A 20,837-nucleotide genomic window follows, 5' to 3' on the forward strand; every position below is an offset into this window, starting at 1 on the left:
CATGGGCGAACGCCTCTTTGACGCCCTTATTGTCATCGACGTGCAGCAGGCTCTTGTCGACGGTCATCCGTCGAAGGAGGATTCGTTCCTCGTTGCGGTGGGTGCGATGATCGATGCGTGCCGTCGCGCAGGCGTTCCTGTGCTGTACGTGTGCCACGATGGAGGAGCGGGCGATGAGCTGGAACGCGGCACGGATGGCTGGCGGGTGCATTGCGCCGTCGCGCCGCAGGCTGGCGAAATAGTCGTTGACAAGCGATTCAACAGCGCTTTTCGGCAGACAGGCCTTCATGAAACGCTGCAATCTTTGGGCGCGAAGCGCATCGTCATGTGCGGCATGCAGACGGAATTTTGCTTCGACGTGTCCGTCAAGGTGGCTTTCGAGCTGGGTTACGACGTGACTGTGCCACGTGAGGCCGTCACCACGTTCGACAGCGGGTTCGCCCCTGGCGAAGTTCTTACCGCCTACTTCGAAGATCGCATCTGGGACGGCCGTTATGCGCGCGTGCTGGATACGGACGGCGTCGTCGAAGAGCTTGCCGCTCGCTGACCTTTTCGTCGTGCGCGTTTGCGGGATATGCGCGCGCTTCCTCGTTGACCTCGCGGTTCGGGTGGTACCATGCGTCGCAGGAGATTGGACGCAAGGGGCCGTTCAGTCGCAGACAAGAGGAAAGGATGTAAGGCCATATGAGCAATCCTAAGGTCAAGCGCGTGCTCGTGTCCGTTACGGACAAGAGCGGCGTTGCGGACTTCGCCCGCGCGCTCGTCGACGAGTTCGGGGCGGAAATCATCTCGACGGGCGGCACCGCCCGCGCGCTCAAGGACGCCGGCGTGCCGGTCACGCCCATCGACGACGTGACGCAGTTCCCCGAGATGATGGACGGTCGCGTGAAGACGCTGCACCCGCGCGTGCACGGCGGTCTGCTGGCCAAGCGCGACAACGAGGCCCACATGGCCCAAGCGGCCGAGCACGGCATCGAGATGATCGACATGGTGGTGGTGAACCTCTACGCCTTCGAGAAGACGGTGGAAAGCGGCGCCGATTTCGGCACCTGCATCGAGAACATCGACATCGGCGGCCCGTCCATGCTGCGCTCCGCGGCCAAGAACTTCGAGAGCGTGGCCGTGGTCACGCGCCCGGCGAGCTACGACGCCATCCTGGCCGAGATGCGCGCCAACGACGGCGCCACCCTGCGCGACACGCGCGCCAAGCTGGCGCTCGACGTGTTCGAGACCACGGCGGCTTACGACGGCGCCATCGCCGCGTGGATGGGCGCCCAGCTCAAGGACGAGGGCGACGTGAAGTTCCCCGCCGACCGCACGCTGCATCTCTCGAAGGTGCAGGACCTGCGTTACGGCGAGAACCCGCACCAGTCCGCCGCGTTCTACCGTCGCGACGACTACGCCGACGCCCCGCACAGCCTGGCCCATGCCAAGCAGCATCAGGGCAAGGAGCTGTCGTACAACAACTACCTCGACCTCGACGCGGCTTGGACGGCCGTGCGCGAGTTCGACGAGCCGGCCTGCGTCATCGTCAAGCACCTCACGCCCTGCGGCGTGTGCCAGAACGACGACCTCGTCGAGGCCTACCAGCGCGCGCACGCGTGCGACCCGGTGAGCGCCTACGGCGGCGTCATGGCGTTCAACCGTCCCGTCACCTCCGACGTGGTGGTGGCCATCTTCGACAACAAGCAGTTCGTCGAGGCCATCGTGGCCCCCGAGTTCGCGGGCGACGCGCTTGACATGTACAGCGCGAAGAAGAACGCGCGCCTGCTGTCCACGGGCGGCGTGAACCCGGCCGGCGGGGAAGTGGAGTACCGCTCGGTCGAGGGCGGCCTGCTGGCCCAGGACTCCGACGCCGTGGCCGAGGATCCGGCGACCTTCACGGTTCCCACGAAGCGCCAGCCCACCGAGGAGGAGCTCGCCGAGCTGCTGTTCGCGTGGAAGGTGTGCAAGTCCATCAAGTCCAACGCCATCGCCATCACGAAGGGCCACGCTACCATCGGCGTGGGCGGCGGCCAGCCGAACCGCGTGAACTCCGCGCGCATCGCGGTCGAGCAGGCGGGCGAGGAAGCCAAGGGCGCCGTGGCCGCCTCCGACGCGTTCTTCCCGTTCCGCGACGGCCTCGACGCGCTGGCCGAGGCCGGCGTGACGGCCATTATCGAGCCGGGCGGTTCCATCCGTGACGAAGAGGTGATCGCCGCCGCCGACGAGCACGGCATCGCGCTCGTCTTCACCGGCCACCGCCACTTCAGGCACTAGATCCGGCGGCATACCATGTTGCAAGCGGCAGCTTCGGAAACGAAGCTGCCGCTTTTTGCGGGCGCCCCGTAGCGGGATCCGACTTCCTCGGTTCGCTCGACGCGTCAAGTTGCAGCCTTCTCGTCCGACGTGGACGCAAAACGGCAGCTGTGGCAAAGTTAGCCTTGGTTTCAAGTGGATTTCGTACTTTGGATTTCGCGCGATCTGGGGTTTCGTGGATGCTCACGACGCTTACAACGTTCGTCGCGACCCGATGATTGCCATGGCTACCGTTTTGCGTCCAACTTCCACGCCGGACGACGATGTTTCCGCGGCTTGTCGGGGCTTGTGGATGTTCTCTGACGGGATGATGGCGGGGGAGGGGCGGCGCGTATAGTGGGAACATGAAGAAATCCGAAGCGCTCAACATCCTGGGGCTCTCAGACGGCGCGACCGACGATGCGGTCAAACAGGCCCACCGCAAGCTGGTGATCGAGCACCATCCTGACAAGTTCGCGCTTGGATCGAAGGAGCGCGAGGAGGCGGAAGAGTTCACGAAGCGCATCAACGAAGCGCGTGACGTGCTGCTCAACCGTTCATGGACGCCCGAGTTCGATCCGCGCCGCGATCCTCGCCCCTACGCGAACAACCCGTACGCCCACCCCACGCAGAACCCTTACGGCGGCGCGGGTCAGGGTGGCGATCCCTTCGCGGGCTGGCCGTTCGGCCAGGCCCCTGGCCAAGGCCAGGGGCAGACCACCTACGTATGGACGTCGTGGGACGTGCCGCGCTCCGGCGGTTCCGGCGTGGGCAGCCAGCCGTTCGACCCTTTCGACCCGTTCGCGCCCTTCCGCGCAACGGCCGAGCCGCGCAAGACCCCGCAGGAAGCTCTCGACGAAGTCAAGCACGACCTCGGGCGCGAAGGGCTCGTCATTGCGGGCAAGGTGGCGCTGTTGGCGGTGGCGGCGCTCGCGGGCACCGCGGCCACCGGGCTGTTCCTGTACGTGATGATCTCCATCGTATACGGCCTGTGGAAGCGCTTCGGCTCGTGCCTCATCGGTCTCATCGTGCCGCTCATGCTGCTGGGCGCGCCCTTCGTGTTCATCATCGCGCCCCGGCAGGGGGTCGTCACCGCAGGGCTGGCCGTTGCGTTCTTGTTCGCGGTGCTGTTCGACGTGGTGAACGTGCGCAACCTCCTGCGCGCCCTGCGCGTCGCGCGCCGGGCGACGTCCTAGCGGAGCCTCTGTGGCGGGACCGCCGCGTCCCGCTTGCAGCGCGCACCCTCATGCTATACTGAATCATTCCGTCATGGTTCGTCGAAAGGGGACGCTGGTTGAAGAAAGCGCTGCTGCTCGTCATCGGCATCGTCGCAGTGTGCTTTCTCATCGCGAACGCCGATTACCTGGCGAGCTTCCTCGCGACGCTCAAGACCGGCGCGCTCGTGCCGCTGGTCGTGGCTTGCGTGCTCATGCTGGCGCGCCACCTCGTGCAGGCGGCGTCCTACGACGCGGCCTTCGAGGCGGTCGGCCATAAGACGGGCTTCTGGCACAACGTCGTGCTCATCTTCTCGCTGGTGTTCATCAACACGTTCTGCCTGTTCTCGGGGGCGACGGGCGTGGCGTTCATCATCGACGACGCGCACCGCACGGGCGCGGACGCGGGCACGTCCACCAGCGGCGCTATCCTCTCGCAGATCGGCTACTTCGCCGCCATCCTCGTGATCTCCGTCATCGGCTTTCTCACCATGCTGCTGTCCGGCAGCATGAACACGCTGTTCCTCGTCGGGGGGCTGGCGTTGGCGGCGGTGCTGGCGGCGCTGTCCAGCATGTTCGTGGTGGGCTACCGCAAACCGCGCGTGCTGTTCCGCCTGTTCATCGGCATTGAGTCGCTCATCAACAAGGCGCTGGGGCTGCTGAAGAAACATCTCAAGCCGGCCTGGGGGCGCAAGATGGCCAGCTCCTTCATCTCGTCGGCGGGCATCCTCGCGAAGAACCCGCAGGGCACCATGGTCACCGTGTCCTACGCGTCGTTCTCGGCCATCCTCAACATGGCGTGCCTCGTGGCCATCGGCTACGCGTTCGGCTTCGAGAACGTGGCCGCGCTCGTGGCGGCGTTCGCGGTGGCGGCCATCTCGGTCATCCTGAGCCCCACGCCTCAGGGCGTGGGCGTGGTGGAGGCGGCCATCGCCGCCATCCTCACGGCGCACGGATGCTCGCTGGCCACAGCCACGGCCATCGCGCTGGTGTACCGCGGTATCATGTTCTGGATCCCTTTCTGCATCGGCGCGCTGCTGCTGTCGCAGTCGGGGTTCTTCGCCGACAAGAAGAGCCCTACCGAGGAGAAGCGCGCGAAGGACACGGCTTGGGTTTCGGGCACCATCGTGCTCATCGTGGGACTCGTGAACATCGGCATGGCGTTGATTCCGCAGACGTTCAGGCCGTTCACCGCGCTCACGGATTGGATCAACATGGGCGGCCTGCTCATCGGTCCGTTCCTTATCGTGGGGAGCATCGTGCTCGTGGTGCTGGCCGTGGGACTCATCCTGCGCTTCCGTACGGCGTGGGCGCTCACGTTGGGCGTGCTCGTGCTGGTGGCTGGCGCGGAGTTCCTCTACGTGAACACCGTGCAGGTTGCCGTGGCGGCTCTGCTGCTGGTGATGTGGCTGTTCTGGAAGCGCGACGCGTTCGACCGTCCTATCGCTCCGCAAGACGACGCGCCGCGCCTCGTGCGCGAGTTCCGCGAGAACGTCGAGCGGTTCCGCGCTTGGCGCGCCAGGCGGGCTGCGGCGAAGGCGGCGGGTGAGCAGCCGCTCGCCGGCATCGGCAGCGCCATAGCCTCGCGCCGAGAAGAGGGCGGCGCGCGCTCGCCTGCGAAAAGGAAAACGGGTTGGGAACAACGTGCCGAAAAAGGCGCGGAGATCATCCGCGAAGCGGGACATGAGGGTATACTGCCCTTTGGCGATGATGCCGAGCCGGCGCCCGCGGGGGCGGCAACGGCAGGCGTCGCCGATTCTGCAGCAATGAAGGAGGAGTCAAACCATGATCGTGCTCGATGAGCCCTACGTGTCCGAACCTCTGATCGCCTGGCTTGAGGAGTCCCAGCATCCCGTGCTGGACAACGCTTTCGCGCGTTCGATCGCCGACGGACGCGCTCTGAACCTCGTATCGTCCGACGAGGCGGTTCGCCGTATCGACGCAGGGGAGCGCGTGTACACGAACTCCGAGAACGCCCTGGCCTGGATCGTCGAGAGCGCCCACAACGAAAGCCTGTCGCGCGCCATCGGCCTGTTCAAGGACAAGGCCGCCATGCGAGCTGCGCTGGCCGGCCTCGACCCCGACCTGTTCTTCAAATCCTGTTCGGTGGACGAGTTGTTCAAGCTCGATTTCTCCCAGCTTCCGGCGCCTTTCGTGCTGAAGCCGTCGGTGGGTTTCTGCAGCATGGGCGTCTACGCCATCCAGAACCGCGAGGACTGGGAGCGCGCTCTGGCCGACATCCAGCAGAACGCCTCGTCGTGGCACGACATGTACCCCGAAAGCGTCATCGGCGCCGGGTCGTTCATTCTCGAAGGCTATCTTGAGGGCACCGAGTACGCGCTGGACGCGTACTTCGACGAGACGGGTCGCGCGCACATCCTCAATGTGCTGCGCCACGACTTCACCTCGCCTGAAGATACCTCCGATCGCATGTACGTGACCAGCGCCTCCATCGTGCGCGACACCTCCACGATGTTCGCCTCTTGGCTCGACCGCGTGAACGCGCTCATCGGCGCGCGGAACTTCCCCGTGCACGTGGAGGTGCGCGTGTCGGACGGGCATGTGAGCCCCATCGAGTTCAATCCGCTGCGGTTTGCGGGCCTCGGCGGCACCGACGTCAGCTGGTACGGCTACGGCTACCGCACCTACCAGGCGTTCCTCGAAGACGACGAGCCCGACTTCGATGCGGCGTTCGACGGCAAGACCGACAAGGTGTACTCCATGTCGCTGCTGAACGCGCCGGCCGATGCCTCGGGCGACGAAGACTTCGACTACGACGCGTTCCTCGGTCGATTCTCCCACGTGTTGGAGATGCGCCCCTTCGACGTGAAGCGCGTGGGCAACTACGGCTTCCTGTTCTTGGAGACGGATCCGTCCACGTCCGACGAGCTGGATTTCCTCATGCGCTCCGATCTTAAGGAGTTCCTCCGCTAAGGCGGAGGAGCGCACGGCGCACGGGCTGATCGGTGAAGAAGCTCACCATTCGAAACCTGCTCATCGGACTGGTCATCGTCATCGTGCTGGCCGTGGTGCTGCTGCGCGGCGACCAGCTGGTCGAGCTCGTCGAGACCATCAAAAAAGGTGCCGTCATTCCGCTTATCGCGGCGGTGTGCACCCAGTTGGGCAAGTACTTCGCGCAAAGCTTCTCGTACTCGTACGCCTTCGAGGCCGTCGACGAGCACATGAATCCGCGCGAGACGCTGCCGCTCGTGTTCGGTACGTTCTTCGTGAACACTATCGCGCCCTCTCTCAACTTGGCAGGCACCACGCTCGTGGTGGACGATGCGCGCCGTCGCGGCATCGCGCCCGGCAAGGCTACGAGCGCTGCGTTGCTCATGCAGATCACCGTGGACTCGGGCTTCGCTACCATCATGCTCATCGCGTTCGGCATCTTGGCGGCCACGGTGGGTTTGTCGCCCTTGTGGTTTCTGTTGGGGCTGCTGGTTATAGCGCTGGTCAGCGCGATGGTGCTTATCCTCGTGCTGGGACGCAAGCGTCCGGCTCTCGTCCTGCGCGCCCTGCGTCCCATCGAACGGCTTGTCGACCGCGTCCTCGTGCGCTTCAAGAAAAAGCCCCTCGACCCCTGGGTCGAGCGCATCGTGGGCTCGTTTTCCGACGCTGCCGGCCTTATCGCGCATAACCCCAAGACAACGGCGAAGGCGTTCGGCTGCTCCATTGCGGCCAGCGCTTGCGAGCTGGCCTGCTTCAGCTTGGTGGGCGTGGCGTTCGGCGTGCATCAGCCCGAACCTCTCATCTGCGGCTACGTAGTCGCCACGTTGTTCGCCATGATCTCTATCACGCCGCAGGGCGTAGGCGTGGTGGAGGCTGCCGTGGTGGTGGCGTTCACGTCGTTCGGCGTGTCGGGCGCGGCGGGCCTGTCTATCGCGCTCGTGTACCGCGGCATCGTGTTCTGGATGCCGTTCCTCATCGGCGCCATCCTCATCCAAACCACCAAGACGTTCAAGCACGACGCGAAGCGGGCCGTGCGCGACCAGAAAGGCAAGGGCTTGCGCCGTTAAGCCCGAAGCCCGTCATCCGTTCGGCGCATCCAGCCTTCCTCCGCGGCCTCAATGGTAAATTGACGACGTTTCGGTGTGCTCCATGTTCTAGAATGGCAGGATGCATGCAGCGCGGCTCCGGCTGCCGTACGGAACGAGGGGACTATGAAAAAGAATGTCATAGGGCGCGCGGGCACGGCTTTCGCGCTTGTCGGCGCTTTGGCGCTTGCGGGTTGCTCGGGTTCTTCGGCGCCCTCGGAGGATGCGGTTTCGTCCGTGCTCGACCCGTCCGATCCGGTGCAGGTGGAGCTGTGGACCTATTACAACGGCACGCAGCAGCAGGCTTTCGAAGACCTCGTCAAGGACTTCAATGCGACGAAAGGCAAGGATCTCGGCATCGTGGTGACCAGCTCCAGCCAAGGCGGCGTCAACGACCTGGCCTCCGCTGTCACCGATTCCGCGCAGGAGCTTGTGGGTTCGGAGGCGATGCCCGACGCGTTCCTGTCGTATTCCGATACGGCGTCGGTCATAGACGGGTTCGGCATGGTGGCCGATCTGTCGGGCTACCTTACTGAAGAGGAGAAGGCCGGATTCGTGGAGGGCTTTCTGGAAGAGGGCGATCTGAACGGCAACGGCAGCCTCAAAGTGTTCCCGGTGGGCAAGTCCACCGAGACGCTGCAGATCAACATGACCGATTTCCAGACGTTCGCCGATGCCACCGGCACTTCGCTCGACGAGATGAGCACCATTGAGGGCATCGTGAGAGTCGCGGAGCGCTACTACGAGTGGACCGACGCGCAGACGCCGGGCGTCATGGGTGACGGCCGTCCGTTCTTCGGACGCGATGCTATGGCGAACTACCTGATCACAGGTTCAAAACAGCTGGGTCACGAGATTTTTGAAATTGAGAACGGCGTGTGCGCGCTGAACTTCGACCGCGCTACGATGAAGACGCTCTGGGACAACTACTACGTGCCCATGGTGCAGGGCTGGTTCTCGGCGGAGGGCAAGTTCCGTTCGGATGCGGTGAAGACGGGCGATCTCATCTGCTATGTGGGCTCATCGTCCTCGGTGGTGTACTTCCCGCAAACAGTGACGGTGGACGATGCCACGAGCTATCCTATCCAGTTGGGCGCGTTGCCCAACCCGTCTTTCGAGCACGGCAAGCCGTGCTCGCCGCAGCAGGGCGCCGGGTTCGTGGTGACGAAGTCCGACGAGAAAAAGGAAACTGCGTGCGTCGAGTTCCTCAAGTGGTTCACCGCTAAAGAGCAGAACACCGACTTCTCGGTGAGCGCCGGCTACGTGCCGGTCACCAAGGATGCGCTGACGCTTGAGAACCTCCAGGCGGCGGCCGAGTCGATCGACGGCGCTTCGGGCAACTATCTGGTGAACCTGCCTGCCACGCTGGATACCATCGAGGCCGGTGTGTACGCGAACCCGCCGTTCAAAGGCGGCGTTGAGGCGCGCGCCGTCCTTGACCGCGCGCTGTCGGACAGGGCGGTGGCCGATCGTGCGGCGGTGGTCGAAGCAATGGCGGCGGGAGCATCGTCCGAAGAGGCTGTGGCTCCGTATCTAGACGACGCAGGGTTCGACGCTTGGCTCGCCGACCTGGAGACCCAGCTCAGGGAAGCGATCGCTTAATATTGAGGATGCGTTCCGGACAGAAGCGCACGGCTAGACGGCGAGGAGTGACGTTTCGAGCTCTCGTCGTTTTGCCGTTCTGCGTCGCGTTGGGAATCCAGGGCGTCGTCTGCGCTACCGTGCTCGCGCGCAGCGAGATACTCAAACAGATGGAGATCGACGCGTACGATCTGTTCTCGGAGCGCGTGGCGAGCCGTGCGGGTTATCTGGAAAACGATATGATATTCCGCTGGTCGGACTTCGATCCCGTGGTGGAAAGCGCGACCGCCAGCATTGACAAGGCGCTGGCCGCGGCTCAGGCAACGTCGGCGGATATCGAAACCAGGTCCGATCTGGCCATCTCCATAATCGAGGCGACTTCCCAAGACCTTCTGGCCTATTCTCATCGCGCCGAAGTCGACGGCGTGTTCCTCGTGCTGGCTGACGGCGCAGAAGGACAATCGGACAATCGGACGGCGCTGTACATCCGCGACTCGAACCCCAAGGTGGAGGTTGCCAACGGTTCCGATCTCATGTTGGCCGCCTGCCCCATCAGCATCGGGCGACAGCTGGGCGTCACCCTCGACAGCATGTGGTCCGCCACGTTCCCCTTGGCAGCCGAGGGTGAAAGCCGGAGCGCATTCTATTACGAGCCCGTGCGCGCTGCCGAGCGCTACCCTGAGGCCAGCACGAACGATCTGGGTTACTGGGGCCGTCCGGTCGACTTCGGATGGGCGGGAACCCCTTCCATTACGTACAGCAAGCCTATCAGGGATGCGCAAGGGGGCATCGTGGGCGTCATAGGCGTGGAAGTGCGCCTCGACCGCGTTGCATCCTTCTTCCCGTATCGCGATCTCGCCAGCAGCGGCAACGGTTCGTACGTGCTGGCCATCACGAACGAGGACGGCGGCTTCGTCCGAGACGGCGGCGTGGCGCCGCTGCCGGACAAGGAGCGGGTGTACGAGGCGCTTACCACCACCGGCGCATCGCAGAGCCTGTACCTGAAGGAGTCTGCGTTCTCCGCGTCGATCGACGGCGCCGGACGCATGGTGGTAGATCCGGCGGACGACGCTTCCTCCGACGCGCGAGCCGTCGCCAGTGCAGCCGAGATCCAGCTCTACGACAGCACGTCCCCGTTCGCGTACGAGCATTGGGCGCTCGTCGGGCTTGAGCGCGAAGGCGAGATGTTCTCCGCATCGAAGACGCTGTCCGACAACCTCACCGCCGTGTTCGCCGCATCGCTCGTGGTGGGCTTGCTGATTGCCGTCGTCGCTGCGTGGCTGTCGTCCTCACGTTTGCGGCATCTCATGTCCGAGGTGCGCGCGGCGCAGCCCGAGCAGCCTATTGCGTTCACTCCCACGGGCATCGTGGAGGTCGACGAGCTGTCCGAGGCCATCGAGTCGATGGGGGAGGAAGTGGCCATGACCGCATCGCGCCTATCGCGCATCCTGCGCCTGTCCGACCGCGGCATCGGCGCCTTCGAGTACAGCTACGAAACAGATGCCATCACCTTTACCGACGGGTTCTTCGCCACGTTGTCGACGCTGGAACCTCCTGATCCCTCGTACTTCGATCCGCAGCGCATTGCGACGGGGTCGTTGAGCGCGAGCGAGTTCGAGAGCCTTATGAAATGGTACGTTCCCTACATCGAGGTGGAGGAAGAGGGCCGCTACCTCTTCACGGGCCCGCATCGAACCTCGTGGGTTCGTCTCGTGGTGGTGGAAAGCGGCGAGCACAACCGCGTGCTCGGCCTCGTGGAGGACGTGACGCATGAGATCGAGACGCGTCGCCGCATCGAGCATGAGCGCGACCATGACATCCTCACCGGGCTGTTCAACCGCCGTGCATTCGAGCAGGAGGTTACCGACCTGCTCGCGCAACGCCCGCCTGCGCTGGGAGCGATGCTGATGCTCGACCTCGACAACCTCAAGTTCATCAACGATATCTACGGGCACGATTGGGGCGATCAGTACATCAAGGCGGCGGGCCGCGTGGTGGACGAGGCGTTCAGGGACAAGGGATTCTACTCGCGCATCTCCGGTGACGAGTTCCTCGTGTTCGTCGACGTATGCCCTGATCGCACATCGGTGGAAGACCTTTTCGCCACGTTCCGCGCCATGCTCGATGCCAGCTCCATCGTGGCGCCCGACGGAAAGACGCTCAAGGTGCGCGCGTCCATGGGCGCAGCGTTCTATCCGGAGGATGCGACGGACTTCGCTCACCTGCGCGAATACGCCGACTTCGCCATGTACCTGGCGAAGAGCAGCCGCAAGGGGGATCTGTTCTCGTTCGATCGGCAAAGCTACGAAGAGAAGTCGTTCATCGTCAACAACAAGGAGGACTTGAACCGCTTGCTGGAGGAGGGTCTCGTCGAGTATCACTTCCAACCCATCGTCGACCTGCGTGCGGGCGAGCCGGTGGCGTACGAAGCGCTCATGCGCTCGCAGTTGGACACCATTCCGACGCCCGACCAGGTTCTGGCGCTGGCGCGCTCGCAGTCGAAGCTCTACCGTGTGGAACACCTCACGTTTTTCGGCGCGCTCGAGGCGTTCTCCCGTTATCCCGAGGCGCATGGGGCCACTCTGTTCGTGAACAGCATCGCTACGCAGCGCTTGTCGTCCGACGACGAGCTCGTACTGAACGAGCGCTATCCGGACCTGCTCAAGCGCCTCGTCATCGAGATCACCGAGAGCGACTACAGCCGCGAGATGGCGTTGTACAAAGAGGCGCTGGCGCGGCGCTTCGGCGCGCGTCTCGCCATCGACGACTTCGGCAGCGGCAACAACGGCGAGACGTCGCTTTTGGACTACCACGTGGACTTCGTGAAGATTGACATGGAGATCGTTCGCGACATCGACGTGGCGAAAGACCATCAAGACATCGCCCGCAACCTGATCGTGTACGCGCATGATCGCGGCATCCGCGTGATCGCGGAAGGAGTGGAGACCGAGGCCGAGCTGCGAGCGTTGCGCGAATTGGGCGCCGATTACGTGCAGGGCTACCTCACCGGACGGCCTGCTCCTGAGCCGCGCGATGTCGACGACGAGGTCAAGCGCCTTATCCGCAGCCTGAACGACGGGCGGTAGGGGAGGGACGGCAGCGCGGGTCTGTCCGGTGCCGCGATGGCGCGCTGCGGGTATACTTGACGAAAAACCGCACGGAGGCCGCGACGATGCGGCCTCGTTAACGAAGGAGGCTTCCATGGCGTTGACCGATACGCTGCACATCGAGACCGTTTCCGCCGACAAGCGCCACGTCGAGGCGACGATGCCCATCGTGCCCGAGGTGTTCCAGCCGCACGGCTACCTGCACGGCGGCGCCACCATCGCGCTGCTGGAAACGGTGGCAAGCATCGGCACCGAGCAGAACACGGATTTCGACAAGGAGCGCCCCTTCGGAATCGACGTGCAGGTTCGCCATCGTAAAAGCGGCAAGGAGGGCACGCTGCGCGGCGTGGCCGACCTCGACCGCGAGGAGGTGTCGGAGCGCACGGGGGCCATCAAGCAGTACTGGAACGTGGCGGCGTACGACGATGCGGGCGACGTGGTGTCGGACGGCGTGATCATGACGAAGATCGTATCGCTCGCCCGCCTCGCCCAGAAGGAGCAGGAGCGGACGTCTTAGAGCGAATCGACTCTTTTAGACGCGTTTGCGGGCAGCGTGACGACGACGACCGTGCCGCGCGGTTCGTTGGGTTCGAGGGCGATGGAGCCGCCGTGCGCTTCCACGATGTGTTGCGCGAGCGAGAGTCCCAGCCCGTAGCCGCCCGTCTCGCGCGAGCGGGCCTTGTCGGCGCGATAGAACCGCTCGAATACGTGCGCGAGGTCTTCGGGGTCTATGCCGCAGCCCGTGTCGGCCACCTCGACGACGCACTGTTTCGGTCCCGATGCGCGCGTGCGCACGGTTATCTCGTCGCCGGGCGCGGTGTACTTGAGCGCGTTGTCCAGCACGATGCCCAGCAGCTGCCGCAACTTGTCGGCATCGGCCTCTATCGTTTCGCGCGAGCCCGTTTCCACTTCGAGGCGCTTATCTTGGAGCGTGGCGAAGTCTTCGTAAGCTGCGCACGCGTCGCGTACGAGCGCGTCGAGGTTCACCGCGCTCGCATCGAGCGACGAGCGCCCGGCATCGCCCAGCGACAGCTCCATGAGGTCGTCCACCAGCCGCGCGAGACGCTTCGTCTCCGAGGTGATGGCGTTCACGTCCTCGAAGCGGTCGACGATGCGGCTATTGGGGCTGTCCAGCAGCAGCTCGCCGGTGGTCTGGATCACGGCGAGCGGCGTGCGCAGCTCGTGCGAGGCGTTCTGCACGAATTCCGTCTGCGCGCGCATGTTCGCCACGATGGGCTTGAGCGTGCGCCGCGAAAGCAAGTAGCTTGCGCCCGCTGCCACGACGACGGCTGCCGCCAAGTAGACGATCAACGTGCGCGTGAAGCCGTCTAGAATGGCGATCTCCGAGTCGACGTTCACCAGCGTCTGAAGATACGTGGTCTCGCCTTCGTCGCTTGCCGCATACGTGATGCCGCGGTACTCGTGACCCCCCGCGGCAATCTGGTAGACGCGTTCGAGGTCGTTCTTGTCGAAGGGGATATGGCGCAGGAAGGAAGGATAGGAGGCGTACAGCCCCACGGTCTCGAGAAGGTCGCCCTGCTCGTTTCGTATGAGCGTGATGAACTGCGGATCGGCGTCCACGATGCTCTGCTGAAGCGTGAGGGAGAGGTCGTCGATCGCCGTGGCGTCGGAGGGGGCGGCGCCGTCGGGCTCTTCTACCACGACGTCGTCGACGATCGCGGATCCGCTGCCGGCGGCATCGAGGGTTATGTAATCCGATTCCATGCCAATGGCCTGCAGGTTTTCGTCGGCGTTTCGGTAGATATTCGAGCTCACCATGGAGTAGACGCCTGCGCCCAGCAGCGCGAACAGCAAAGCGAACACGAAGAACAGCAGCGCCGTCTGCCGAACCAGCTCTCGGCGGATCAGCGCGCGCTCAGTCATGATCGTCCTCCGTGAACAGGTAGCCTGCTCCGCGGATGGTCTTGATGTAGCGATCGTAGCCGGTCGGAGCCAGCGCTTTGCGCAGCGCGCTCACGTACACCTCCACGACGTTCGAGGACGTGTCCGACATGAATCCCCATATCTTGTCGAACAACCGCTCTTTCGAGATGAGACTGCCCTGGTGGCTGACCAGGTATTCGAGAATGTCGTACTGCTTGCCTTTCAGAGCAAGGGGCTCGTCTGCGATGAAGGCCTGCCGGGTTCGCGTGTGCAGCGCAAGCTCCTTGAACGCAACGATGCCCACGTCGCGCCGGCCCGTCGTGCGGCGCAGGATGGCCTCGATGCGGGCGAGCAGCTCGTCCCGGTCGAAGGGCTTTGCGAGATAGTCGTCGGCTCCCGAGCGCAGGCCGCGAAGCTTGTCGGCGGTCGCGCTCCGAGCCGTCAGCATGAGCACGGGCGTGTCCACGCCTTGTGCGCGCAAGGCTTCCAGCACCGAGAAGCCGTCGCGTTCGGGCAGCATAACGTCGAGCACGACGAGGTCGTACACGTCCTGAGCGGCGTAGAACAGGCCTTCTTCGCCGTCGAACGCCTGGTCGACGGCGTAAGCGTCCCGCAGGCTGCGGGCTAGGGCGTTTGAGAGGAGTCGGTCGTCCTCCACGATCAGCAGTTTCATGCGGTCATTCTAGCACGCGCAACCTGAAACGATCCTGAAACCGACCCCCTCGGCAAGCTTCGGCGGGGAGACGCGAAAAACATCGCCGCGGTTCAGGAAGTTTTAAGGCGGCTTTCGTTAGACTGGCCGCCGGAAGATATCGAGACGACGCGCAGAAGTGCGCAGTGAGGAGTCGACGATGGGGTCGAAAGGGTTCAAGGTGCTCGTCGGAGTGCTGGTTGCGGTTATCGTCGTGCTGGGAGGTTTGCTGGTTGCCAAGAACCTGCTTCCCGAAGCGGGAGGAACCGATGCGCCGGAGACTGCGAAAACCCGAAACGAAGCCACGGCTCAGGACGTCATAGCGGAGCCGACGCCCTCGGTCGAGGGCGAGACGTACGTTCCCTGATCGACATCGGCAATCTTGGCATCGTGAACTATAGAAAGGAACGCAATTGTGAAAAGCATAGTAGGCAAGTCCGTGACCGTCGTGCTTCTGCTGGCCGTTGCGAGCGGGCTGGCCGCTTGGCTCGTGTTCGGCGACAAGATATCGGCGGCGCTTTCCGGTGAGCCTCAGACCGTTTCGCCGCTGACCGCTCCCGTGGAGCGAGGATCCGTGCAGCAGACCGTCACCGGCGTTGGCGAGGTGAAGCCGCTGGAAACCGTGAAGCTCAGGCCTGCGGACAGCTGGCATTGGCTGCAATCGTTCGACGCGCCGCTTAACAAGCGCGTTGCTGCAGGCGAGACGCTGGTGACCTACGCCAACGGCGAGAAGTGGGCGGCTCCGTACGACCTCGTGGTCACCTCGCGCGAGCTTCCGGAGAAAAACAAAGGCGCCGTGACGAAGGACGACCACTATATCGAGGTGCAGCGCATCGACACGGTGTCGGTCACCATGGAGGTTTCCGAGAAGGATCTGGGGCTTTTGTCCGAAGGGCAAAGCGTGAAGGTGAAGCTGGGATCCGATAACGGCCGCGAGTACGACGGAACCATCTCCAACATCAACGAGGTGGGTACGTACGGCGCGACGGGCTCCAAGTTCACGGTCACGGTCAAAGTGCCCAACGACGGCAGCATCAAGCTGGGGATGTCGGCCAACCTGTCCATCACCGTTGCGGAAGCCTCCGACGTGCTCACGGTGCCGGTGAGCGCCGTGATCGGCGCGGGCGACGACAAGTTCGTCCAGGTGTACGATCTCGCATCCGGCGAGCAGCGTGCGGAGCCGGTGACCACGGGCATATCCAACGGCACCATGGTCGAGGTGTCGGGCGAGGGTCTGAAGGAAGGCGATCTCGTGGTTCTCAACGAGGCAGAGCCTGCGGGCGGCGGCTTCTCGGAAGGCGATGCCGAAGAGGGGCCTATAACCGTGACTCCGGTGTTAGAGTAGGCGGTCGGCGATGATCCTCTTGGAGAGCGTTTCCAAAACCTACGAGATGGGCGAAGGGGTCGTTCGCGCCCTCGATCATGTGGATCTTCAAGTCGACCAAGGCGATTTCCTCGCTATCGTGGGGCCGTCCGGATCTGGCAAGTCGACGCTGATGAACATCCTCGGGCTGCTCGACGTGCCCGACGAGGGTCGCTACCTGCTCGACGGCATGGATGTCGGGGCTTTGTCCGACAATCGGCTAGCCTCCATCCGCAACGAAAAGATAGGGTTCGTGTTCCAAAGCTTTAATCTGCTGGGCAAGCTCACGGCGCTCGAGAACGTGAAGCTGCCGCTGAGCTATGCCGGGGTACGCCTGAAAGAAGCCGACGCCCGTGCCCGCAAGCAGCTCTCGCTCGTGGGTCTCGAAGGGCGCGAGCACCACCTGCCGAACCAGCTGTCCGGAGGCCAGCAGCAGCGCGTGGCCATCGCCCGTGCGTTGGTGTGCGAGCCGGAGATCATCCTGGCCGACGAGCCCACCGGCGCGCTCGATTCGCGCACCGGCGTGGAGATCATGGAGCTGTTCAAGAGCCTGCACGCCGAGGGTCAGACGGTTATCCTCATCACGCACAACCAGGAGCTCGCCGACGAGGCGCAGCGTGTCGTGCGCATTGCTGACGGCTTGATACAGGAAATGGAAAGGGGTTCGCATGCGGTATAGTCAATTGGCGCGAACTGCCGTTCAGGCTGTGTTCGGCAACGGGTTGCGCTCGGCTCTGACCATGCTGGGTCTCGTCATCGGCATTTCGTCGGTCATCATCCTCGTGGGCATCGGCGACGGGACGAACCGGCAGGTGAGCGAAAAGATGAAAGCTCTCGGCGGAGACGCACTGTCGGCTTACCTGTTCGACGGCGACATGGGCTACAACGACCTTTCGGGCATGAACGACCTCGGTGCCGTGGATGGCGTGGCGCCCTCGAAGTCCCTGATGAAGAAGCTTTCGGTGGGCACGACGGTTGCTAACAAGGCGTTCGTGGAGGCCACTGACGAGCACTACCTGCACGTGCGCAACCTCAAATTGCAAGAAGGCCGCAACTTGAGCGCTGTCGACCGGGAGAATCGTAGCAAGGTCATCGTGCTGGGCTCCGATGTGGCGAAGACGCTGCTTGGCTCGGCCGACGGCGCGGTCGGCCGCACCGTCAAGCTCGACGGCGATGAGTTCACCGTGGTCGGCGTGCTGCAGAACCAGGGCCAGTCGATGGGCCTCAACACGGGCAACGTGGCGCTCGTTCCCTTCTCCACTGCCGTGAGCATGGGGGAGAGCGGCACGATCACCTCTTTCTACGCGAAAGCGCGCGGCGAGGACGCCATCGAGGCGGCGAAAGGGGAGATAGGCTCGTACCTCACGGGCACGGTGCATATTCCCCCCGGACGTTTCGACATCATCTCCCAGGACGAGATGCTGCGGGCCGGCAACGAGATCGACGGCACCATGACTTTGCTGTTGGCGGGCATCGCGGGCATATCGCTTGTGGTTGCGGGCATCGGCGTGATGAACGTGATGCTGGTGTCGGTGACCGAGCGCACCCGCGAAATCGGCATCAAGAAAGCTCTGGGCGCGCGCCGCTTCGACATCCTCGTGCAGTTTCTGCTCGAAGCCCTCGTGCTCAGCATCATCGGAGGCGTTCTGGGCATCGCGGCGGGCATCGCGCTGGGACTGCTCATGGGCACCGTGGGGCTGGCGTTCGTGGTGTCGTGGGGCGTGGTGGCGGTTGCCGTTGCAGCAGCCACGGCCATCGGCCTGGTGTTCGGCATCTTCCCCGCCTACCGGGCGTCCCGCAAGAACCCCATCGAGGCTTTGCGCACCGAATAAGCTGCGCCGCCCGATCGCTTACAAGTCGCCGCGCTTCGCAAGAACGGTCAGTTTCCCAATGCATGCAAATACTCCCTACAGCACCGGTGAAGAAGGCGTGGAAAAAGAAATATTGTCGTAATTTCTTTTACCTTCGATTACATTGTGCTATCATATCCGTCGCTGCTTGAAGCAGTACATCGGGTTGTGGCTCAGCTTGGTAGAGCGCTGCGTTCGGGACGCAGAGGCCGCAGGTTCAAATCCTGTCAACCCGACCAGAAATTGCAGGTCAGCCGTTCGCGGCTGACCTTTTTCTTTTCCCGTGTGGGTTCAATCGGAACATAAACGGCTCCGGGCAGAAAACCCTCACTTCGCATCGCGCGGTCAGCACGCCTTCGGCGCTTCGCTTGAGCTCTTCTGACCAGCGTTGTCTTTGGCTCCCGTCGATACCCAAACATACAGGTTTTGTTCTCGGCTCGTGTTATTCTTAGGGTCGATCATTCATCCGATCGGGTTTTTCGGGTCTCCAGAAGTTGCCCTGATGCCTGCGATCAAAGGATTGACTATGAAACGAGTTTCGGTACCCTTTCTAATCGGCGCGATGCTCTTCACGGTGATCGGCTTGTATGGTTGCGCTTCGGATGGCGAGCGGGTTGCGCCCGTCGACGCCTCTATCGGCATCATCGAAACGCGAGGGACGGATGAAACGAGCAGGATCGTCTTCTACGATGGGGAGTTGAACGAGGTGGCGCAGCTTCCGCTGCGCTATGCGAACTTGGGTGACGTTTTTCACAATCCCCTGGTTTACCAGGGCAGTCTTTTTGTTATTCCCCAAGGAAGGTCTAAGGTTAGAGACGGCGAGGCCGTCCTTCAGGTCGATGTAGCTTCCCTTGCATCCAAAACACACGCTATCGGTCGATCGGGCATGAATGATGTGGCCGTGAACGATGAGTACGTCTTCACCTGCGATTCGTCTTATATAAACCGCTGCCGAATCGACAACGGGGACGTGTCGAAGATAGCTATCGAGGGGGTTTATGTATCGAAAATCGTTTGGTGCGAAGACAGTCTGTATGCTTTCGCATTGTCTCTCGATGACGACTCTTCGATGATTTATTGCTACGACGAAGACTTGGCCCTCAAAGAATCAATCGATTGCAGCACCTATGATTCGAACGCCTATAGGGTTGCGGACGCCTACCGGGCGGTTGTGCATGAAGGCAAAATCTATTTCTGCAGCGTTGGCCTTGTGGAAAGACAGATTGGCGTACTCGACACCGAAGGCAACACGTTGAGCTTCATTCCATTGAGCAAGGGCGGTCCTTCAAGCGTGGCTATCGCGGACGGCAAGCTTTACATTGCCCACTACAATGTCGTTCAAGGTCAAGACGATAGCGCGCTGAGCATCGTGGATCTAGAGACGGGGGCTATCGAAGAGCATGCTTTCGAGCACGAAGCGATACAAATGGTTGTGACTGAAGGGTCGATATACGTGCTCGGAGATTGGGCGATATACCAATACGATGCCGAAAGCGTAGAGCTCATCGGAAGCAAGCCGATTGATAAAATGCCCGGTAGTTATAGCTATCTTTCGGGGCTGTTCTCTGCGAAGTAGGGCCTCGATACTCAAGATTTCTGCATAGGGTCGGTGGTCTCCGACCGAATAGCGGTTTCAAAACGGGGTTCAAAATGGATTCAATTGGTTGATGACCGCGTCTCGTCCGGTTGGCTGTGCTCTACGGCAAAGGCTTCTCGCCATGGCGAAGCCGGGGCATATCAGTGGAGAAGGCGTGGAAAGGGGATTATCGCTGCATTTTCTTTTACCTTCTATAACATTGTGCTATCATAACCGTCGCTGCGAAAGCAGTTATTTGGTTGCTAAAGGGGATGGGGAACATCCCTTTTTTGCATAGGCATGTGACCCTGGCTGCGTCAGGGGGAGCGAGGTCGCAGAAGCGCTTCGCACGAGCAATTTGGAGGAACGTATGAAAATCCTGGGAATGGGAATGCCTGAGCTTCTCATCATTCTCGCGGTAATCCTGCTCATCTTCGGGCCGAAGAACCTCCCGAAGCTCGGCGGCGCCATCGGCAAGACCGTCAAGAACCTGCGCGAAGGCATGGGCGGCGGCGATAAGAACATCGTCGAGGCCGATGACGAGGAAGAAGTGATCGAAGAGGTCGAGGAGCCCGTCAAGAAGACGACCGCGGCCAAGAAGACCACCACCGCGGCTAAGAAGAAAGCCGAGTAGTTTTACATTCGTCTGGTTCGCGGTATGTGCAGTCGCTCGGCGCTCTGCACATACCGCTTTTTTCATATCAGGTACCGGTAGCACGCTTGCGGACGAGCGTGCATGTTTTTGTAAATGGACAGGTGAGCATTCATGGCAGACGGCAATTTCATTCTCACGCAAGAAGGCAAGGACAAGCTCGAGGAAGAACTCCACTTCCTGGAAACCGAGAAACGCGCCGAGATCGGCGAGCGCATCAAGGTGGCGCGCGAGTTCGGCGACATCTCGGAGAATTCCGAGTACGACGACGCCAAGAACGAGCAGGGCATGATGGAGGCGCGTATTGCCGAGATCAGCCGCATCCTTTCCGAGGCGACGGTGGTCAACACCCCGAAGCGCTCGAACAGCGTGCACATCGGCTCGACGGTGACGGTCGACATGGGTGGGCGCGAGCGCGTGTTCACTATCGTGGGCGGCGCCGAGAGCGATGCCGCCGCCGGCAAGATCTCCAACGAGTCCCCGGTGGGTTCGGTGCTGCTGGGCCACAAGAAGGGCGACGTGGTGGAGACCACGGGTCCCACCGGCCGCAAGATCACCATGACCATTCTCAAGCTGGAACACTAGTGAGTTGCGCCGTTCTGCGA

Annotated in this window: 18 protein-coding genes and 1 tRNA gene; 17 read left to right on the forward strand and 2 right to left on the reverse strand. The window is 62.6% G+C overall.

The window, feature by feature from the left end:
* Position 1: 1 nt before the first annotated feature.
* The 9 genes from GT613_RS07355 to GT613_RS07395 all read left to right on the forward strand — a co-directional run bounded on the left by GT613_RS07355 (position 2) and on the right by GT613_RS07395 (position 12,733).
* A complete protein-coding gene (locus tag GT613_RS07355; protein ID WP_114516398.1) occupies positions 2-547 on the forward strand; it encodes a cysteine hydrolase family protein in 546 nt (181 codons plus the stop codon).
* Positions 548-684: 137 nt separating this feature from the next.
* Positions 685-2,259, forward strand: a complete 1,575-nt coding sequence (gene purH, locus GT613_RS07360) for a bifunctional phosphoribosylaminoimidazolecarboxamide formyltransferase/IMP cyclohydrolase (protein WP_156732789.1) — start codon at positions 685-687, stop codon at positions 2,257-2,259.
* Positions 2,260-2,642: 383 nt separating this feature from the next.
* The gene (locus GT613_RS07365; protein WP_114551410.1) at positions 2,643-3,473 is read left to right on the forward strand and encodes a J domain-containing protein; all 831 of its coding nucleotides are present in this window, start codon (positions 2,643-2,645) and stop codon (positions 3,471-3,473) included.
* 98 nt (positions 3,474-3,571) lie between these two features.
* Positions 3,572-5,293, forward strand: a complete 1,722-nt coding sequence (locus GT613_RS07370; protein ID WP_009607832.1) for a lysylphosphatidylglycerol synthase transmembrane domain-containing protein — start codon at positions 3,572-3,574, stop codon at positions 5,291-5,293.
* Complete coding sequence (locus GT613_RS07375; protein WP_009306434.1) at positions 5,277-6,425, forward strand: ATP-grasp domain-containing protein; 1,149 nt, start codon at positions 5,277-5,279, stop codon at positions 6,423-6,425. The genes GT613_RS07370 and GT613_RS07375 overlap by 17 nt, the downstream gene beginning before the upstream one ends.
* A gap of 32 nt (positions 6,426-6,457) precedes the next feature.
* Positions 6,458-7,510 carry a lysylphosphatidylglycerol synthase transmembrane domain-containing protein gene (locus tag GT613_RS07380; protein WP_161172575.1) on the forward strand — a complete coding sequence of 351 codons (1,053 nt, stop codon included), beginning with the start codon at positions 6,458-6,460 and terminating at the stop codon, positions 7,508-7,510.
* 144 nt (positions 7,511-7,654) lie between these two features.
* The gene (locus GT613_RS07385; RefSeq protein ID WP_114516401.1) at positions 7,655-9,130 is read left to right on the forward strand and encodes an extracellular solute-binding protein; all 1,476 of its coding nucleotides are present in this window, start codon (positions 7,655-7,657) and stop codon (positions 9,128-9,130) included.
* Between the two features lie 47 nt (positions 9,131-9,177).
* A complete protein-coding gene (locus GT613_RS07390; RefSeq protein ID WP_227791102.1) occupies positions 9,178-12,195 on the forward strand; it encodes an EAL domain-containing protein in 3,018 nt (1,005 codons plus the stop codon).
* Positions 12,196-12,310: 115 nt separating this feature from the next.
* Positions 12,311-12,733, forward strand: coding sequence for a PaaI family thioesterase (locus tag GT613_RS07395; RefSeq protein ID WP_114551412.1), 423 nt, complete (start codon positions 12,311-12,313; stop codon positions 12,731-12,733).
* Here GT613_RS07395 and GT613_RS07400 read toward each other — a convergent pair.
* The gene (locus GT613_RS07400; protein ID WP_161170882.1) at positions 12,730-14,100 is read right to left on the reverse strand and encodes a cell wall metabolism sensor histidine kinase WalK; all 1,371 of its coding nucleotides are present in this window, start codon (positions 14,098-14,100) and stop codon (positions 12,730-12,732) included. The genes GT613_RS07395 and GT613_RS07400 overlap by 4 nt on opposite strands.
* Positions 14,093-14,773 (reverse strand): response regulator transcription factor, encoded by a 681-nt coding sequence (locus tag GT613_RS07405; RefSeq protein ID WP_009607858.1) that lies wholly within the window; start codon positions 14,771-14,773, stop codon positions 14,093-14,095. The genes GT613_RS07400 and GT613_RS07405 overlap by 8 nt, the downstream gene beginning before the upstream one ends.
* Before the next feature lie 178 nt (positions 14,774-14,951).
* On the opposite strand from GT613_RS07405, the gene GT613_RS07410 reads away from it, so the two are divergent.
* The 8 genes from GT613_RS07410 (at position 14,952) to greA (ending at position 20,817) form a co-directional block, all read left to right on the forward strand.
* Positions 14,952-15,158 carry a hypothetical protein gene (locus tag GT613_RS07410; protein WP_009306427.1) on the forward strand — a complete coding sequence of 69 codons (207 nt, stop codon included), beginning with the start codon at positions 14,952-14,954 and terminating at the stop codon, positions 15,156-15,158.
* A gap of 48 nt (positions 15,159-15,206) precedes the next feature.
* On the forward strand, positions 15,207-16,136 hold the full coding sequence (locus GT613_RS07415) for an efflux RND transporter periplasmic adaptor subunit (RefSeq protein WP_009607883.1): 930 nt from the start codon (positions 15,207-15,209) through the stop codon (positions 16,134-16,136).
* Between the two features lie 10 nt (positions 16,137-16,146).
* Complete coding sequence (locus tag GT613_RS07420) at positions 16,147-16,833, forward strand: ABC transporter ATP-binding protein (protein WP_009306425.1); 687 nt, start codon at positions 16,147-16,149, stop codon at positions 16,831-16,833.
* Complete coding sequence (locus tag GT613_RS07425) at positions 16,823-17,986, forward strand: ABC transporter permease (RefSeq protein WP_086414415.1); 1,164 nt, start codon at positions 16,823-16,825, stop codon at positions 17,984-17,986. Before GT613_RS07420 ends, GT613_RS07425 begins: the two co-directional genes overlap by 11 nt.
* 180 nt (positions 17,987-18,166) lie before the next feature.
* Positions 18,167-18,243: transfer RNA gene (locus GT613_RS07430), tRNA-Pro, on the forward strand.
* Between the two features lie 287 nt (positions 18,244-18,530).
* A complete protein-coding gene (locus tag GT613_RS07435; RefSeq protein WP_009607885.1) occupies positions 18,531-19,580 on the forward strand; it encodes a hypothetical protein in 1,050 nt (349 codons plus the stop codon).
* Between the two features lie 370 nt (positions 19,581-19,950).
* Entirely contained in the window at positions 19,951-20,214 is a 264-nt protein-coding gene (gene tatA, locus GT613_RS07440; protein WP_009306422.1) for a twin-arginine translocase TatA/TatE family subunit, read from the forward strand.
* A gap of 132 nt (positions 20,215-20,346) precedes the next feature.
* Complete coding sequence (gene greA / locus GT613_RS07445; RefSeq protein WP_009306421.1) at positions 20,347-20,817, forward strand: transcription elongation factor GreA; 471 nt, start codon at positions 20,347-20,349, stop codon at positions 20,815-20,817.
* The last annotated feature ends 20 nt before the right edge of the window (positions 20,818-20,837 follow it).

Origin of the sequence: Eggerthella sp. BIOML-A4 (assembly GCF_009875575.1) — a bacterium.
Lineage (GTDB): Bacteria > Actinomycetota > Coriobacteriia > Coriobacteriales > Eggerthellaceae > Eggerthella > Eggerthella lenta.

Coding starts and splice junctions, on each gene's coding strand:
- GT613_RS07435 (WP_009607885.1), top strand. CDS start 18,531: ATGAAACGAGTTTCGGTACCCTTTCTAATCGGCGCGATGCTCTTCACG.
- GT613_RS07420 (WP_009306425.1), top strand. CDS start 16,147: ATGATCCTCTTGGAGAGCGTTTCCAAAACCTACGAGATGGGCGAAGGG.
- GT613_RS07385 (WP_114516401.1), top strand. CDS start 7,655: ATGAAAAAGAATGTCATAGGGCGCGCGGGCACGGCTTTCGCGCTTGTC.
- greA (WP_009306421.1), top strand. CDS start 20,347: ATGGCAGACGGCAATTTCATTCTCACGCAAGAAGGCAAGGACAAGCTC.
- tatA (WP_009306422.1), top strand. CDS start 19,951: ATGAAAATCCTGGGAATGGGAATGCCTGAGCTTCTCATCATTCTCGCG.
- GT613_RS07410 (WP_009306427.1), top strand. CDS start 14,952: ATGGGGTCGAAAGGGTTCAAGGTGCTCGTCGGAGTGCTGGTTGCGGTT.
- purH (WP_156732789.1), top strand. CDS start 685: ATGAGCAATCCTAAGGTCAAGCGCGTGCTCGTGTCCGTTACGGACAAG.
- GT613_RS07365 (WP_114551410.1), top strand. CDS start 2,643: ATGAAGAAATCCGAAGCGCTCAACATCCTGGGGCTCTCAGACGGCGCG.
- GT613_RS07355 (WP_114516398.1), top strand. CDS start 2: ATGGGCGAACGCCTCTTTGACGCCCTTATTGTCATCGACGTGCAGCAG.
- GT613_RS07400 (WP_161170882.1), bottom strand. CDS start 14,100: ATGACTGAGCGCGCGCTGATCCGCCGAGAGCTGGTTCGGCAGACGGCG.
- GT613_RS07405 (WP_009607858.1), bottom strand. CDS start 14,773: ATGAAACTGCTGATCGTGGAGGACGACCGACTCCTCTCAAACGCCCTA.
- GT613_RS07425 (WP_086414415.1), top strand. CDS start 16,823: ATGCGGTATAGTCAATTGGCGCGAACTGCCGTTCAGGCTGTGTTCGGC.
- GT613_RS07375 (WP_009306434.1), top strand. CDS start 5,277: ATGATCGTGCTCGATGAGCCCTACGTGTCCGAACCTCTGATCGCCTGG.
- GT613_RS07395 (WP_114551412.1), top strand. CDS start 12,311: ATGGCGTTGACCGATACGCTGCACATCGAGACCGTTTCCGCCGACAAG.